Below are 14,790 nucleotides of genomic sequence, written 5' to 3' on the forward strand. Positions count from 1 at the left end.
GCTATTCTCTTCTCAACCACTTCAATTGTTGCCTCTGTTGTTTTAACTTTACAGTGTCACGGTCAAAAACAAAACTCAAACTGCCTGTCTGCACGGTACTCAGCAAAGGAATATTTAAGGCCTGAAGACGACTTTGTAGTTCTTGGCTTGGGTGACCATAACGATTATTAAACCCTGCTGAAGCAATCGCTAGTTTCGGTTTTAAAACAGCTAAAAAATCATATGCAGAGCTATTTTTACTGCCATGATGACCAAGCACCAAAACATCCACTTTTAAATCAGGATACTGACGTAATAACTTATATTCAGTTTCCCACCCTGCATCCCCCATAATCAGAAAATGTTGATACGGTTGAGCATTTAAGAATTGCAGATATACCACACAAGACTGTTCATTTTGCTGATCTCTTGCAACTGCTAAACCTTCCTGATCAGGTGATAAGATTTCTATTTTTAGATTTGGGTATGACCAAGTTTGACCTTGTTGGCACAATGAGAAATTATTTTTGAAGGGTATCTTTTCATTATGCTCATTGGACTGCACTTGAGTGATTGCAAAAGCATTTTGGATTGCTGCAAATGCACCACTATGATCTTGATCTAAATGGGACAAAATGACGTGATCCAATGTTCGTATCCCTTGCTGTCTTAAAAAAGGGATAATGACTCGCTCCGCTAAGCTAAACTTACTTTCATCATATGACCCACCCGTATCAATCATTAGGCTCAGTTCTGGATGCTGTAAAAATACGGCCTGTCCCTGTCCGACATCAAGAATAGTGAATACCGTTGATTGGACTTTTATTCCAAGAAAAATCGGTAAAAAGCACACCAGCGACCATAGCTTGGGGACTGTGCCTCTTGGCAGAAATAGAATGACGATACCAACCATAAAGCCCAGCATCATCTGGGGTGTATAACTGACACCATATAACTCAGGTGAAATATGTTGTAGGCCATTGAGTAGCCATAGCAAAAAAGCCAGTAATCCATCACTCAACTGAAATAGCAGTTGTCCAAGTGCAGGAATCAACAACCAAATGCATGCTGCGATAATCCCAATAGGGACGACTAATCCACTGAGTAATGGAATGGCAATCAGATTACTGATTGGTGCAAGCCATGAAATCTGCTGAAAGAAAATAAGCACCAAAGGCAGTAATGCAATAAATATTTTCCATTGCGACTCAATCAGAAGCTTCACCGCTAGACGTAATTTTTGAGTGCTTGTGATGACTTGTTCTTGAGGTATATCAATAATGGTTTGATAGATGTGCAGCAGCATAAAGCATGCCCCATAGGACAACCAAAATGCGGTAGACAAAATACTGAATGGATCAAAGATCAGCAATAAGCTTGCGCTATAAATCAATAATGCGAATGGCTGAATCAACTGTCGAAACCATAGAAAAACACTTGCAAGCAGTACCGTTAATAAAGTTCGTAGTGCAGGAATTTCAAAACCAACAAAGGCCACATACAACAGTACACTGACTCCAAAAGGCAACAGTACTAGAACCTGTCGTGGTTGCCATAAATATAATTTTGGCGCATAACGCTGTACGATGCACGTCAACACCCATGTCAGCATCAGTGCAAAAACCAAGACATGCGGACCAGAAATTGCCAATAAATGTGAAATACCCAATTGTTGGAATTGTTGTTTTAAACGATTTGATAACAAGCTTTCGTCGCCTGTCAACAAAGCCAATAACAACCCTTTGTGCTGTAGCGTAGTACTCTTTTGCAGCATTTCACGGAATGACAAGCGCAGCATTTCAACATTGAGCAGAAATTTTTCTTGTAGTGTTTGTTGTTGCTTAAGATGCTGGTGGTAGCCCAAACGATAGATCTGATCTTGACTTAAATACTGAATGTCGCTGACTTGATAGGCAGACATGACATTTTGTTGTAAAAACCATTTTTCCTGATCAAATGCACCTGCGACAGCATAGCTATGTGCAGGTTTAATCCTCCCAGATAAACGATAATAATGACCCAACTGTAGGTTTTGCTGCTGAACAATTGGATTATTTTGTTTTTTTATATAAAGCAACCAATCAACGGGCTGCGTGTACCGATTGAGCACTTCCGCGATTTGTTTCTGCCCATCTTCGCTTAGCTCGTCGATTTTTTTGATATATACAATTGCTTCAAAGGGCTGCACTTCAATTTCTTTGAATTTTAGCCGTTGCTGTAGGACTGAATCGGCATAATAAAAGCCGGTACAGAACAAGGCCCAACTGACACTGCATAAGAGTAAAAAACTATAAGCAACAGATTCAGAATATAACGTTCTTTTATATAAACCCAGACCGAATATCACGCTCGCTAACGCTAGCCAAATCCACCAAGTCTGTGCGGCAAAGCTAAAATCATGTCCCATCAGGGCAATACCAGCAATCCAGCTGATTAAAACAATTTTCAACATTTCTTAAAATTAGATTTAGTTTTTCTAAAGACAAAATTAAAGCCCTTTTTCAGGGCTTTAACAAGAGGTCTAATTCAATATTTATAGACTATTCATAACGTAATGCTTCAGCAGGTTGAACTTTTGCTGCGCGTAAAGCGGGGTAAATTGTTGCAAGTAGACTTAACAGTAGTGAGACACTTACAACAAGCAAGACATCTTGCCAGCGTAAATAGGAAGGCAGATAATGTACAAAATATGCATCGAGTAGATTCAAGCCAAAGGTGGTATTGATCCAAGATACGATATTACCAATGCTTAAAGATAAAATAATACCTAAAACAGTCCCTAAACCTGTTCCAATCACCCCAATAATCGTACCCTGCACCATGAAAATTTGAGTAATCAATAAGGGGGATGCCCCTAAAGTACGTAATATTGCAATATCTGATTTTTTATCCGTGACCAACATCATCAAAGATGAAATGATATTAAAAGTCGCCACGATAATAATCAGTAAAAGTAATAATCCAACCATATTTTTTGCCATTTGAATGGCACTAAATAAATTACCTTGGGTATATGTCCAATTAGAAGCATAAAAATTACTTGGTAATTTTTTGATAATGCTCTCAGAAATTTCTGGTGCGGCAAAAATATCATCCAGCTTTAAACGTATGCCCTGCGCACCATCTGGTAAGCGTAATAAAGTTGATGCGTCATTGAGTGCAATATAACCCACCATCGAATCGACTTGAGTCCCGATTTTAAATATTCCAACGACTTCAAAACGTTTAAATCGTGGCACGACACCGGCCGAGGAACTCGTCGCTTCTGGTAAAACCAGCGTGACAGGATCATTCAGTTTAAGTCCCAAGCTATCTGCTAGATCTTGCCCCAATACAATGCCATATTTCCCTTTTTTAAGCGCATCTAGGCTGCCTGCTTGCATATAATCATGAACAATAGAGACTTGTTTTTCATATTTTGGCTCAATGCCTGAGATCATAATCCCAGTCACTTGACCATGTGCCGTTAACATCCCTTGCAATTGGGTATACGGCGCAACAGCAAGTACATGGGGTTGTTTAGAGATATCTTTCGCTAACCCCTCCCAATTTGTCATAATCTGAGTTGAGGCAATGGTCGCTTGCGGCACAATACCTAGAATACGGTTTTTCAATTCTCGATCAAAACCATTGATGACGGATAAAACCGTAATCAGCACCGCCACACCCAAAGTTAGACCAATCATTGTCATCAATGAAATAAATGACACCAGGCGGCTTTTTTTTCTCGCTTGTGTGTATTTCAGCCCAATGTAAAATGAAATGGGTTTAAACATGCTCACCCACCCATATACCATCTTGCATATGCAAAATTGAATCTGCTGACTGTGCCAATTGCTCATCATGTGTCACGATCAACATCGCCATGTTGAGCTCTTTTTTCAAATCGGTGAGCAATTCAAAAATATTCAGCGCTGTTTTACGATCAAGATTACCAGTTGGTTCATCTGCCAACACCACAGCTGGTTTCGTCACTAACGCACGAGCCAAAGCCACACGTTGTCGTTCTCCACCCGACAATTCGCCTGGTTTGTGATCCATACGATGGGATAGACCTACACGATCCAGCAAATATTCTGCTTGCTTCTTCACGTCCTTAAAGTTGCTTTCTCTGCGCAACATTAACGGCATCGCCACATTTTCTAAGGCTGAAAATTCAGGGAGTAAATGATGGAACTGATAAACGAAACCAAGGTACTGATTACGCTTATAACCACGTTCTGCCTCGCCTAAATTATCAAAGCGTTGGCCTTGTAAAAACACATGTCCTTGTGAAGGTTGCTCCAAGCCACCTAACACATGCAATAAGGTACTTTTACCCGAGCCACTTGACCCCACAATAGAAACGAACTCGCCCGCATTGACTTGAAGGGATAAGCCTTTGATCACTTCAACTTTACTTTTGCCATCATCGAAATGCTTAAAGATATTTTTTGATTCTAGAACGATCTTACTCATAACGTAATGCCTCAGCTGGTTGCGTTTTCGCTGCACGAATAGCGGGGTAAATTGTTGCTAAAAAACTGATAGATAACGATGCTGTCACAACAATCAATACATCTTGCCAGCGTAAATAGGAAGGCAAATAGCCAATAACATAACCACTAAATAAATTCAGTCCAAAGGTATGATTTAACCAGCCAACCAAATCACTGATGGTTAATGCAAAACTGCTTCCTAAAATAACCCCGATCACAGTACCCACAACACCAATAATGGTACCCTGTACAATAAAAACAGACGTGATAAATCTTGGAGAAGCACCTAAAGTACGTAGAATCGCAATATCGGCCTTTTTATCGGTGACCACCATCACCAATGACGATACGATATTAAATGCTGCCACCACAATAATCAGAAATAACAGCAACCCGACAAGGTTTTTTTCCATTTTTACTGCGCTGAATAAACTCCCATGCGTTTCCTTCCAGCTTGTTGCATAAAAATTATCAGGTAATTGTTTAACAATCTGGTTAACTACTTCAGGAGCAGCAAAAATATCGTCCACTTTAAAGCGTATACCTTGTGCACCATCTGGTAAACGCAATAAAGTAGAAGCATCATTCAAGGCGATATAACCGACCATTGAATCCACTTCAGCACCGACACTAAAAATCCCCACGATTTTAAAACGTTTGAAACGTGGTACTACACCTGCAGGTGACGGTGTCGCTTCGGGCAGCACTAAGGTCACATTATCATTTAAGCCAAGGCCCAACGCATCGGTCATATCCTTGCCAAGGACAATCCCAAACTCACCTTTTTTCAATGCATTTAAATCACCTGAAACCATGTGGTTCTGGATAATTGAAACCTTCTTTTCATATTCAGGATCAATCCCCGTCACCATAATGCCTGCAACTTGACCTTGCCCGGTTAACATCCCTTGCAATTGAGTAAATGGTGCAGCACCAGTGACATGCGGGTGGTTCTCAACTTTTTTTACAAGCTCAGGCCAATCTGTTAGAATTTGAGTAGAAGAAACAGTGGCTTGTGGAACCATTCCAAGGACACGATTTTTTAATTCGCGATCGAAACCATTCATAACAGATAACACTGTAATGAGAACAGCGACACCAAGTGTCAAGCCGATCATGGAAACTAAAGCGACAAAAGAAATAAAATGATTACTCCGCTGAGCACGAGTGTATCTCAACCCTATATACAGCGAAATTGGCTTAAACATACCATCTAGTCCGAGGTGATTTATTATGGAAAATTCACAACATCATCTTGTTGACGACAACACTGAACGTCGAGTGATGTCTCGTATTGATGCTGTGTTGAGAATCAACTATCAAATCATTCCAGATGATGTTGCGTTGAATGACCCGTATGATTCCCATTTCGTTTTGCCTCGCTATTTTCTACTACTTGCAGAATTAGATCAATTTGATCATGCGTTTCGCTACGAATTAGAACAATTAAATGAAAAAGATCAACAAATTGCTCGCATCTTATCCCTTTTTAACCAAAAATTGAATCTGATTACAGGCTCTTTTTACGACAATATCGTGCAATCCCTATTGCCCGTTACTGAACAAGTAAATTTTTCAGAGAATGGTTTAAGTTTCTATAGTTCACAAGATATTATTGAAGGCACCTATATTCATATTACCTTGAGCCACCCAGAAAATTTCTTCCATATTGCGGCAACAGCACAAGTGGCACATAGCACGGCAGACGAACAAGGTAAGTTCCGTATCGGCGCTTATTTCATTACTTTAAATCCGCAAGACCGGGCTAAACTAGCGGCCAGTATTCAACAAACACAACAAACGGAAAGCAATTAATTCCCACTTTTTTCTTATATTTTTAAACGGCGATATGCTCTTAAATCTTTAAAGAAATAAAGCAGTAATCCAAATAAAATAATACTCGCCCCAATAAAGACCTGAGCGGACAATTGTTCATGATTCAGGTATGCTCCGATCAAGATCGCCAACATTGGCGTCATCACTGTTGTTAATGACAATGTCGTTGCTTTTAGATTTTGCACCAACTTAAAGTAGCAGAACATGGCAATCAACGATGCCATAATCACCGTATAAGCCAATGCCAATAATGATTTGGCTGACGGGAAATGCGTTGGAACATATTGCCAGATCCACGGGATTAACATGGTTGCCAATATTGTTGAAACCAGAATTGAACCCGTTGCCTGTGCCATGACAGGCAAATCTGCATTAATCTTCTTCACTAGAAAAATTGACAATGAATAAGAAAAAACACTGATCAGCATTAAAATAATACCAATCGGCTGCACATGTTGCTGGCTACCACTCAGGCAGATCATGGCCAATCCAACAATCGATGTTGCCATACCTAACCACTGTAAACCCGCTAGTTTTTGCTGGAAGCCAAAGCGCCCAATTAAACCGGCCATAATCGGCGCCAAACCAAACATCAGCGCAATCAATCCAGAACTTAAATAAGCTGTTGCCGCATAGGTAAAGATTTGCGATCCAATCAGGCTTAATGAACCCGCGGCATAACTTAATACTGCAATTTTATGAACTGGGAACTTAACCTTCAATAGCAATAACACCGTTACAGCCAAAGGCAAAGCAATAAAGAAGCGGATCACCAATGCCCACATTGGATGCAGGTCAGAGACGCTCCATACAATCGCCAAAGGTGTAGTTGCCCAAATAAAGACTAATAGTCCATAAGTAAGCATGAGGTTAATACGTGATGGCATAACCGACTCAAGAAGCTGTCTTACGTTTCTGTTTTAAAATGGTCTGATCAAGTGAACTTGAAAACTCTCGTTTGTCTCGTTCTGAGATCGGAGGTGGCCCACCGGTTTGCACCCCTGCACCACGTAAAGTATCCATAAAATCGCGCAAATGCAGACGCGCTTTCACATTGGCGGTGGTATAGATTTCACCACGTGGATGAATCGCAATCCCACCCTTTTCAATCACTTGTGCTGCAAGAGGTATGTCCTGTGTAATGACAATATCATTTTCTTGCATCCGATCTACAATTTCTTGGTCAGCCTTATCGGCGCCACTCATCACTTGAATGGATTTAATCCGCAATGACGGCGTAATCCCAACATTTTGATTGGCAACAAAAATAACTTCAAGTTGATAACGATCAGATGCACGTAGAATTACTTCACGTAAAATTTTAGGCAAAGCATCAGCATCTACCCACAATTTGAATGGCAGCACGTTGGCAAAAGCTCATGAAAGTAAAAAATATAGTGTAACAGATTACTGGAAAAGTAGAATTAAGATCATCCAACTATTCACATCGCTCATCCTTGTCCAACACACTTAAGCAGCATATTGATATTTCGAGCTAAAAAGTAAATTAATTGTAGAGAATTACAGATTCAGACTTGAAATATGACAGTTACCCTCGATTTAATAGAGTAAGTTCAATCTTTTTAGCATTACGCTTTATGAAAAATCAAAACAGTCCAGAAATCATTAAAATTCAAGATCAAAATTTCGGTAATCATGTCGAGCATTGGAACTTACTGACAGATACTCCCGAAACGGATGTTCCCAAATGGTTAGGATTGGCTCTTGATGCACCGGTAATGCCGATGGGTCTCTGTCAGGACGAGCATGAGATGGATCAATCATTTTGGTTGATTCAGGGTCCGAGTGGCGAAGCTGTTTCGATTAATCAAATTATTGCGGTTGAAGATCAAAAACCCCGTGCATTAAAAACTGCATTTCCAAGTTTTGATAGCCCATATAAATATGATGCGCAAATCGAGCGAATTATTACCTGTGATTCTTCAACTCAAGCCGTATTACGTTTGAACTTAAATAAAAATACCATTATTTATGCATTCGATAATTTATTCAGTGTAAATAGCTGTCAATATGACAAGAATCAAACCTATCAAGTTCAATTTAATGCTTGGGCCTATGAATTAGAAACAGTTTCGGCTGATGAAAAAATCATTGTTGATGACCCGGCTTCAATTAAGCATCACCGTGCATTAAATGCGATTTTGACAGAGCATAATGGAATTGCCCCAGACAATTTACAAGAATTGATTAATGACTGGCAACCAAAAACACCAGAAGATCAAGAACCTGTCACTGTCGACTTTTCTAAAATGGTGGCTTACTTATTTGGTGAAACATTAGGTCAAGAAGATGAGGCTTGGTTCCAAGGTAATATCGTCGGCAAAACTTCTATGCAGTTTATGCAAGAAGAATATACCCTTTATGATGTGACGCTGGTATTAGAAGATGATTTACCTGCGATCTTGATTCGTATTGCAACGAAGAATGAATTGTATAAAAACTTTAACATTGGCCAATATATTCGCGGTAACCTATGGATTCAGGCCAATATTTATGCTAAAACCCCTAGTGTTTAGGTGTTTTTAAATTAAATATCAATGCTTTAATAAAAATAAAAGCATTCTGAAATCCAAATATGTACACACATATGTACACAGTAGATAAAAGCCCTTATGGGCTTCTACTTTTTGGAGAATCTAAAATGCGCTACTTCTACATAAAGAAAGGCAGGCAATATTTGCATATACAGCACTCACTTTTTGAAGATTATCAAGACTATTCAGATATCAATGCAATGGTCACCCAGCAGTATGTATTTTTAGATACCAAAGATGATGCAAAAAAGTTTTTAGAAAAACGAGAGGCAGATAGATTCATGGTGACCAGAGGAAGAAAGCTGAAAGGTGTAGAGGTTGTGAGGGAGTAAGCTTGCTAATGCTGAACACACTGCAAGCAAACCGAAATACTGACATTTGTTTTAATGCTATGAGCTGTGCATCCAGAAAATAAGAGACACAGCACTGTGACAAGCGAAGCAAGTTTGGATCGTTGGCACATATAAGTTACTTCTTTAGAAAGAGTGCTCGTTCTGCAGCGCGACGACGAACTAGGCCTTTTAACACTTTTCCGCCACCTTTATTCCACTCAGGAAACTGGTCTGCGGCACCTTGATAATCCTTAGCATTTAGTTTCTTCAAAAGAGTTGATTTGCTAAATGCTGTTTGGCCAATGTTATAGACAAGACTTACAAGCGCATCAAACTGGTTTTGAGATAAAGGCACTTTCACCAAGTTATTAACTGATGCTTCAAATCGCTTTAGATCATGTGCAAAGTATGACTTGGCTTGCTCAAGTGTACAAACATCGCCTTTCTTCACTTTAGTACCATTCGGATAAACTGTGGTGCCGGTGCCAATAGTCCAAACACCCACACCATCATCATAGGCTTCTAGCTCGGTGTCTTCAAAGCTTGTGATTAGTTCGATACCAACTTGACTGGTTTTCATGCCTATCATTTGCAAATTGTCAACAACGTCATTAAGCCTATCAACTTGAGATTGTGTCAGTTTTCCGCCTGCAATCTCTCGCGCAGCATCGAAAAACGTTTTAGTTGTCATCACCCACCCCACTTATTCACATTTTTCTTCAAGTACTCTTCAATAAACGTACTTCCTAAGATGCCGAGTGCACATGCAATAGCAACCAAAGCAATCGGGCTTAATGTTGGAAATTGGATTAAAACAACACCTGCAATAGATGAAGTTGCTGAACCTAGAATTGTCCGCCCAATAATCAAACGCACTGATAGCGGATCGCTTGAAACTAAGAGTCTGCTCATACCGATAAGCCCTCCAACTACAAACAAGGTTAGTATTGTCTTTTCATGATCTTGCATTCACTTTTCTCCAGATAATAAAAAAGCCCCAAACGGGGCTTAGCTTTGTAATTTATTAAAGGTTCACTACATCAAGCGAACAGCTCGAGATAATAGGTCTATCTTTCGTTCTTCTTCTTGCGTAATAAACACATATGATTCTTGCAGGAGTTGTTTCAACAACAAATGGTTGTCCACCATCAGTAGAGAAAATAGGAGCAATACGTGTCCTAAATGACCAAGTAGAGCCGCCATCAGTGCTTCGAAACACGGTTACTCCAGTTGTATTTGTTCCCCATATGATGTCGCCAGCAGATCCTGCATGACCTGACGAACCACTGCGGTCACCAGTTGCTAGAATGATTGAGCCATCAGAAAGCTTGGTTAGATTTGGCTGGCGACCATCCATTAACAATACATCTTGCAAAACAGGCGCTGACCATGTGGCACCATCATCAGTTGAAACGCTTTTATAGAGTGGGTTTGTGGTTGATGAAGAATCTTCTCGGCAATACGCTATCCATGTTGTACCTGTTGTATTCACAAGATCAGCTTCAGTATAAATCTTGCCAGCACCACTGAACATGATTGACTTGAAAGTCCAATTCTCTTTATCAGTAGATGTAAATAATGCTGTCTCACTTACGGCATTTACAGAATCATAATAGTAGCCAGTCCGATACCAAACTCCAGCTTTAACTTGTGGTCTGGACCAGACAGCATAGTTTTTGCCAGATGCCGAGATGTATGGATTAATGGTGGCTGATATAACATCATTTAATCGCTTAATTGTGAATGTTTTAAGTATAAGAACATCACCATTACTCATCACAGTTTCAAGCAACGAGAAATCAAACTGCATAGTTGCATTAATAAAGAAATTTTCATTAACTTCCCATGTAACGCCATTGTCTTTGGAAACATACATTGTTTGTTTTTCGGACTGCGCATGGGCGGGTCCTTCTGAGCAAATACCTACAATTGCGCCATTTATCTTATCAACAAATGGAAATGCAGAGTATTCAGGTGTAACAACAATATTCTTAGTTCTAAAATCGAAAGCCTGAACAAAAACGTGATTTGACGGCAATCTTGGGAAAATACAAGGATCACCATTTAGGTCATTTCCAGTAAATTCATACTCTCTTTTAACACCTACAATAACTGGCATTTTCCCTCTCCTAAAATATAATTTGAGCAGTCCAGTGACACAAATAACGATGACCTGCCACAATTGATCCACTATTTGTTGTCACACTTACCCCGCTTTCACTAAGATTGAACGCAAGCCCTGTTACTGTTGATGCGGAATCCTTATCTAAAAACCGTGACTCTTGACTGCTAGTTGGTGCTTGAAACATGAACTGAGGAGGAATAAGCATTGGAGGATTAAATTTAATGTTCTCTGAAAATGCCCAATTCACATTTGAATTGACAGCAATCATCTGAATAGAGCCTTGCTCAGTATTTACACCCCGTGGTGCACCATATGGATATGTAGTTTGATAACGAGTCATAGCCTTTTCTAAAACATCATTTTTTTGAAGTTTTAAAGTTTTCACATAACCATCAGACTGCGTAACTTGAAGGCCTTCAAACTCCAAATAATCATCAGCAAGCGCTGTAGCATTTGTGAATTTGATTGTGAAAAGGACAGCAATTTGTGTGAAGTTGAAAGGTAAATCAAAAACAAGAGAAAACGGGTTGTCTTTGCTTCGTGCTTCAATTGTGAAATCTTGACTAGAAATTACAACGTTTCCATTACTGTAAATCCCATCAGATCTAAGAATTGGCTGCTCCAACTCTTCTGAGCCAAGTATTTTTACATTCACACTGGAGGCAGCATAGTCAGCACCTTTGAACATGTGCCAAGCAAGACAACATTTATTGCCAAATAAATGCTTTGCTTCATCAAATGAAAAATTAATAACAAAATTGTGGTCGGATGTACTGGTATTCCCTGCTGTGCGTTGAATACGCATTGCATCCTGTTCATATGTACCATTGACATGGAATATCGTTGTTCCGCTGCCAAATCCAGTGCGTGCGTGTGTTATACCCACAGGGATTTGTCGCCTTTGAAGTGGATCTACGGATAATGCGTGGCCCATTTGCCATGCAGAAAGAGCACCTTGCCACATTTGATTGTCATAGTAGATTTTTGAAACAGCTCTGTTGTATGCATCATCAATAGCTTCATAAATCTTTTCGTTTTCACTGCTAGACATCCATGATTCGATGTAATCGATTTCTTCTACCAACACATCTTTACAGTCAAAGACTCGAACACGATATGCACCATCCAAAAAGATCCGTGCTTGGCCCATGCTATCCAAGATAACTGGATTTGTGTTCACAGAATTTTTCTGAGAATCTGTATATGTTGGCTTGAAGGTAGTTGTGCCAACTTCATAGGTAAAAACTTTTCCACCAACTAGAGGGCGTCCACAGCGATCATAGAAGCGTGTTAAAGCTGAGCTTAGAGAAGTTGCCATAATTCCTCCTGACAACAAAAAACCGCCGAAAGGCGGTTTCTTTTTGGGTTAATTTAATTAGTCTTTAGAAGCGTTGGCACCTGTGACTGTAGATAATTGCTCGGCTTGTTTTAGAAGATTTGCAAGCTTTGGTGAGTTTGGTGGTAAATCTTTAGCTGCTAAGAGAATGCGTTTACCTGCTGATGTGGTGAATAGTTTTGACATCCCATATATACCTGCAACACCAAATCCTGTTGAAACAGGTGCGGCAACAGCAGATGCCCCAGTGGCTAACATTGCTCCAGGCATCAATAATCGACTTCCATTTGCTGGATTCTCAGCATATTGACCTGCACGCTCAACATGCCTCATTAATTTAATGAAACCATCCATTTCAGCCTTATCTGCACCTGTAAAAATGTTTTTATAAGGCTCCCCGAGTCGTTCAAACTCATTAGCAAACTTTGCTGGACTAAAAACACCTGTGCTTTCATTGGTTGCTTTTTCTAGCGCTCTGTTTGCCATTTCAAATTTGATTGCAGATTGCCCTTTGGGGTCTAAGTTTTTGTAGAAATTAGCAGCCTTGTCTCCTTTTCCAAACTGTACAAATGTTCTGTATATTTGATCTGGTTCGCTGCTTCTCATTGAGTTTGCCAAAGCCTTGTCTTTATTGCTTTGTAATTGCTTGTAGAATGCATCAGCACGACGATATTCACTTATCAGGCCTTGTTTGCCAGAGCCCATAGCAAAGTCTTTAATATCATCATCAATAGCCGTTCGGATTTGCGTAAGTCCTGATGTACTCTTGCCTTGTCTTCCCCACTCATCGACTAGCTCTCCAAGTCTAGAACGTGCAGCCCTCAATTCACCAAATGATGTATTGATGCTCGGATCATTAAGCTTTGTTTTTATGCTTGATATCTCTTTGATTAGCTCTTGGTTGGGAACAACCTTTGAGTCCTTTGAAATCACATTGTCAATTGCAGTGATTGTTTTAGATGGGTTGATAGTAGTATTACCAGCCAACGCTCCAACTCGGTCATACATTTGTGAAGCTATTTGTGAACCGCGCCAGTTCTTGATTTCTGCTGCTGCTTGCATAACCTTTCCAGAATCATCTCCTGCATTGTTAACAATACCTAAAATCCGAGTTGCGTTTTTATCGCCACTTGCTGCTGCAGCTTGGATTTTACCTAAGCTTTTAAAATCAACATCTGACATTTCTTGCCGAAGTTTATCAACAACTTTGTTTGCTGCACCTTTAACCTCAGCTTGTTGTGCAGATCGGAATCCAGATGTACCAATAACAGGCACTTGATCTAGAGCACTTTCTGCTCGTTGCACATGAGGATTTCGTCCTGCGTCACCAACCGATGTTCGCACACCATATTTTTCACCAAGATCAGTTATCTCTTTTGCACCTTTTTGGAGGTTGTTTTTATAAACATTAATGGCTTTTGTAGCCCCCTTACCTATGAGTGTGCCTAATGCCCCACCAGCAGCACCTCCAACACCTCCTAATGCTGTATTATTAAATCGCTCATTTGAGTCTTTAGCATAGGATGTTGCACCAATTGTTCCACCTGTTAAAGCCCCACGCCCAACTGCAGCCCCTAAACCTCCTCCACCAGTCATGACTAAGGGTAAAGTACTAGCAACTTGGCCTCCTAAGCGCCCCCAATCAAAACCTTGATTATTTGCTTGCCTACGCAAGTTGTGCCAGTCATTAATTTCTTTCCGTTGTTGGGTAACTCGATCATAAGAATTTGTGTCGAGATTCGTTCCTAATAATTTATTGATGCCCGAGCTAGCCACATCAGCCACTTTACTGAACCCTTGAAGTACACCAGCGCCCAAGTCTGAACCACCCAATAAAGATGATTGGAATGTATTTGTAGGTCCTGCTTTCTTGGCCTCTTCCTGCATTGCTTTTTGTTGTTCAGCTTTCCAGTCGTAGGGCTGTCGAGTGGCTTGAATCTTGATCGGCTGTTGAGTTCCTAAATCTTTTTGAATCCCAAGTCCAAGGTTTTGTGCAATTTGCGCATCAGAAAACCCCTCCCTCTTTGCCATGGTTATACGTTTGCTAAATTCGGGGTTGTTTGCCAAAGTGGAATAGATTTGATCATCACTAAATCCTGCTTCTTTGGCTGTTTGAATTCTTTTTGAAATATCTTCTTGAGTAGCCATA

The 14,790-nt window shown here is 40.1% G+C and carries 14 protein-coding genes; 3 read left to right on the top strand and 11 right to left on the bottom strand.

Annotated elements, in window-relative coordinates; translation table 11 throughout:
* Position 1 precedes the first annotated feature (1 nt).
* The 4 genes from A7P55_RS20540 to A7P55_RS20555 form a co-directional block, all read right to left on the bottom strand.
* Positions 2-2,431 carry a DNA internalization-related competence protein ComEC/Rec2 gene (locus A7P55_RS20540; RefSeq protein WP_171553569.1) on the bottom strand — a complete coding sequence of 810 codons (2,430 nt, stop codon included), beginning with the start codon at positions 2,429-2,431 and terminating at the stop codon, positions 2-4.
* Between the two features lie 88 nt (positions 2,432-2,519).
* Positions 2,520-3,755, bottom strand: coding sequence for a lipoprotein-releasing ABC transporter permease subunit (locus tag A7P55_RS20545; protein WP_171553570.1), 1,236 nt, complete (start codon positions 3,753-3,755; stop codon positions 2,520-2,522).
* The gene (gene lolD, locus A7P55_RS20550) at positions 3,748-4,437 is read right to left on the bottom strand and encodes a lipoprotein-releasing ABC transporter ATP-binding protein LolD (RefSeq protein ID WP_171553571.1); all 690 of its coding nucleotides are present in this window, start codon (positions 4,435-4,437) and stop codon (positions 3,748-3,750) included. The genes A7P55_RS20545 and lolD overlap by 8 nt, the downstream gene beginning before the upstream one ends.
* Positions 4,430-5,665, bottom strand: a complete 1,236-nt coding sequence (locus tag A7P55_RS20555; protein ID WP_171553572.1) for a lipoprotein-releasing ABC transporter permease subunit — start codon at positions 5,663-5,665, stop codon at positions 4,430-4,432. The genes lolD and A7P55_RS20555 overlap by 8 nt, the downstream gene beginning before the upstream one ends.
* A 25-nt stretch (positions 5,666-5,690) precedes the next feature.
* Between A7P55_RS20555 and A7P55_RS20560 the strand changes: the two genes are divergently transcribed.
* Positions 5,691-6,272, top strand: coding sequence for a PilZ domain-containing protein (locus tag A7P55_RS20560; RefSeq protein ID WP_171553573.1), 582 nt, complete (start codon positions 5,691-5,693; stop codon positions 6,270-6,272).
* A gap of 14 nt (positions 6,273-6,286) precedes the next feature.
* On the opposite strand, the gene A7P55_RS20565 is transcribed toward A7P55_RS20560, so the two are convergent.
* Together A7P55_RS20565 and A7P55_RS20570 are read right to left on the bottom strand one after the other, a co-directional pair.
* A complete protein-coding gene (locus A7P55_RS20565) occupies positions 6,287-7,180 on the bottom strand; it encodes an EamA family transporter (RefSeq protein WP_171553574.1) in 894 nt (297 codons plus the stop codon).
* A gap of 7 nt (positions 7,181-7,187) precedes the next feature.
* A complete protein-coding gene (locus A7P55_RS20570) occupies positions 7,188-7,658 on the bottom strand; it encodes a YaiI/YqxD family protein (RefSeq protein WP_005151751.1) in 471 nt (156 codons plus the stop codon).
* A gap of 233 nt (positions 7,659-7,891) precedes the next feature.
* Here A7P55_RS20570 and A7P55_RS20575 point away from each other — a divergent pair, with 233 nt between their 5' ends.
* Together A7P55_RS20575 and A7P55_RS20580 are read left to right on the top strand one after the other, a co-directional pair.
* Complete coding sequence (locus A7P55_RS20575; RefSeq protein WP_171553575.1) at positions 7,892-8,830, top strand: hypothetical protein; 939 nt, start codon at positions 7,892-7,894, stop codon at positions 8,828-8,830.
* A gap of 125 nt (positions 8,831-8,955) precedes the next feature.
* Positions 8,956-9,180 (top strand): hypothetical protein, encoded by a 225-nt coding sequence (locus tag A7P55_RS20580; protein WP_171553576.1) that lies wholly within the window; start codon positions 8,956-8,958, stop codon positions 9,178-9,180.
* Positions 9,181-9,316: 136 nt separating this feature from the next.
* On the opposite strand, the gene A7P55_RS20585 is transcribed toward A7P55_RS20580, so the two are convergent.
* Genes A7P55_RS20585 through A7P55_RS20605 form a run of 5 tightly spaced genes read right to left on the bottom strand, consistent with a single transcriptional unit; the run spans position 9,317 to position 14,789 of the window.
* On the bottom strand, positions 9,317-9,871 hold the full coding sequence (locus A7P55_RS20585) for a lysozyme (RefSeq protein ID WP_171553577.1): 555 nt from the start codon (positions 9,869-9,871) through the stop codon (positions 9,317-9,319).
* Positions 9,871-10,149, bottom strand: a complete 279-nt coding sequence (locus A7P55_RS20590; RefSeq protein WP_171553578.1) for a holin — start codon at positions 10,147-10,149, stop codon at positions 9,871-9,873. Before A7P55_RS20590 ends, A7P55_RS20585 begins: the two co-directional genes overlap by 1 nt.
* 55 nt (positions 10,150-10,204) lie before the next feature.
* Positions 10,205-11,299, bottom strand: a complete 1,095-nt coding sequence (locus A7P55_RS20595) for a sialidase family protein (RefSeq protein ID WP_171553579.1) — start codon at positions 11,297-11,299, stop codon at positions 10,205-10,207.
* 10 nt (positions 11,300-11,309) lie between these two features.
* Positions 11,310-12,623, bottom strand: a complete 1,314-nt coding sequence (locus A7P55_RS20600; RefSeq protein ID WP_171553580.1) for a hypothetical protein — start codon at positions 12,621-12,623, stop codon at positions 11,310-11,312.
* A gap of 57 nt (positions 12,624-12,680) precedes the next feature.
* Positions 12,681-14,789, bottom strand: a complete 2,109-nt coding sequence (locus A7P55_RS20605) for a hypothetical protein (protein ID WP_171553581.1) — start codon at positions 14,787-14,789, stop codon at positions 12,681-12,683.
* Position 14,790: the final 1 nt, after the last annotated feature.

Origin of the sequence: Acinetobacter sp. Ac_5812, assembly GCF_013072695.1 — a bacterium.
Classification (GTDB): Bacteria; Pseudomonadota; Gammaproteobacteria; order Pseudomonadales; family Moraxellaceae; genus Acinetobacter.

Excerpts from the sequence above, each read along its gene's own strand:
- A7P55_RS20540 (WP_171553569.1), bottom strand. The coding sequence starts at position 2,431 with ATGTTGAAAATTGTTTTAATCAGCTGGATTGCTGGTATTGCCCTGATG.
- A7P55_RS20545 (WP_171553570.1), bottom strand. The coding sequence starts at position 3,755 with ATGTTTAAACCCATTTCATTTTACATTGGGCTGAAATACACACAAGCG.
- lolD (WP_171553571.1), bottom strand. The coding sequence starts at position 4,437 with ATGAGTAAGATCGTTCTAGAATCAAAAAATATCTTTAAGCATTTCGAT.
- A7P55_RS20555 (WP_171553572.1), bottom strand. The coding sequence starts at position 5,665 with ATGTTTAAGCCAATTTCGCTGTATATAGGGTTGAGATACACTCGTGCT.
- A7P55_RS20560 (WP_171553573.1), top strand. The coding sequence starts at position 5,691 with ATGGAAAATTCACAACATCATCTTGTTGACGACAACACTGAACGTCGA.
- A7P55_RS20565 (WP_171553574.1), bottom strand. The coding sequence starts at position 7,180 with ATGCCATCACGTATTAACCTCATGCTTACTTATGGACTATTAGTCTTT.
- A7P55_RS20575 (WP_171553575.1), top strand. The coding sequence starts at position 7,892 with ATGAAAAATCAAAACAGTCCAGAAATCATTAAAATTCAAGATCAAAAT.
- A7P55_RS20580 (WP_171553576.1), top strand. The coding sequence starts at position 8,956 with ATGCGCTACTTCTACATAAAGAAAGGCAGGCAATATTTGCATATACAG.
- A7P55_RS20585 (WP_171553577.1), bottom strand. The coding sequence starts at position 9,871 with ATGACAACTAAAACGTTTTTCGATGCTGCGCGAGAGATTGCAGGCGGA.
- A7P55_RS20590 (WP_171553578.1), bottom strand. The coding sequence starts at position 10,149 with ATGCAAGATCATGAAAAGACAATACTAACCTTGTTTGTAGTTGGAGGG.
- A7P55_RS20595 (WP_171553579.1), bottom strand. The coding sequence starts at position 11,299 with ATGCCAGTTATTGTAGGTGTTAAAAGAGAGTATGAATTTACTGGAAAT.
- A7P55_RS20600 (WP_171553580.1), bottom strand. The coding sequence starts at position 12,623 with ATGGCAACTTCTCTAAGCTCAGCTTTAACACGCTTCTATGATCGCTGT.
- A7P55_RS20605 (WP_171553581.1), bottom strand. The coding sequence starts at position 14,789 with ATGGCTACTCAAGAAGATATTTCAAAAAGAATTCAAACAGCCAAAGAA.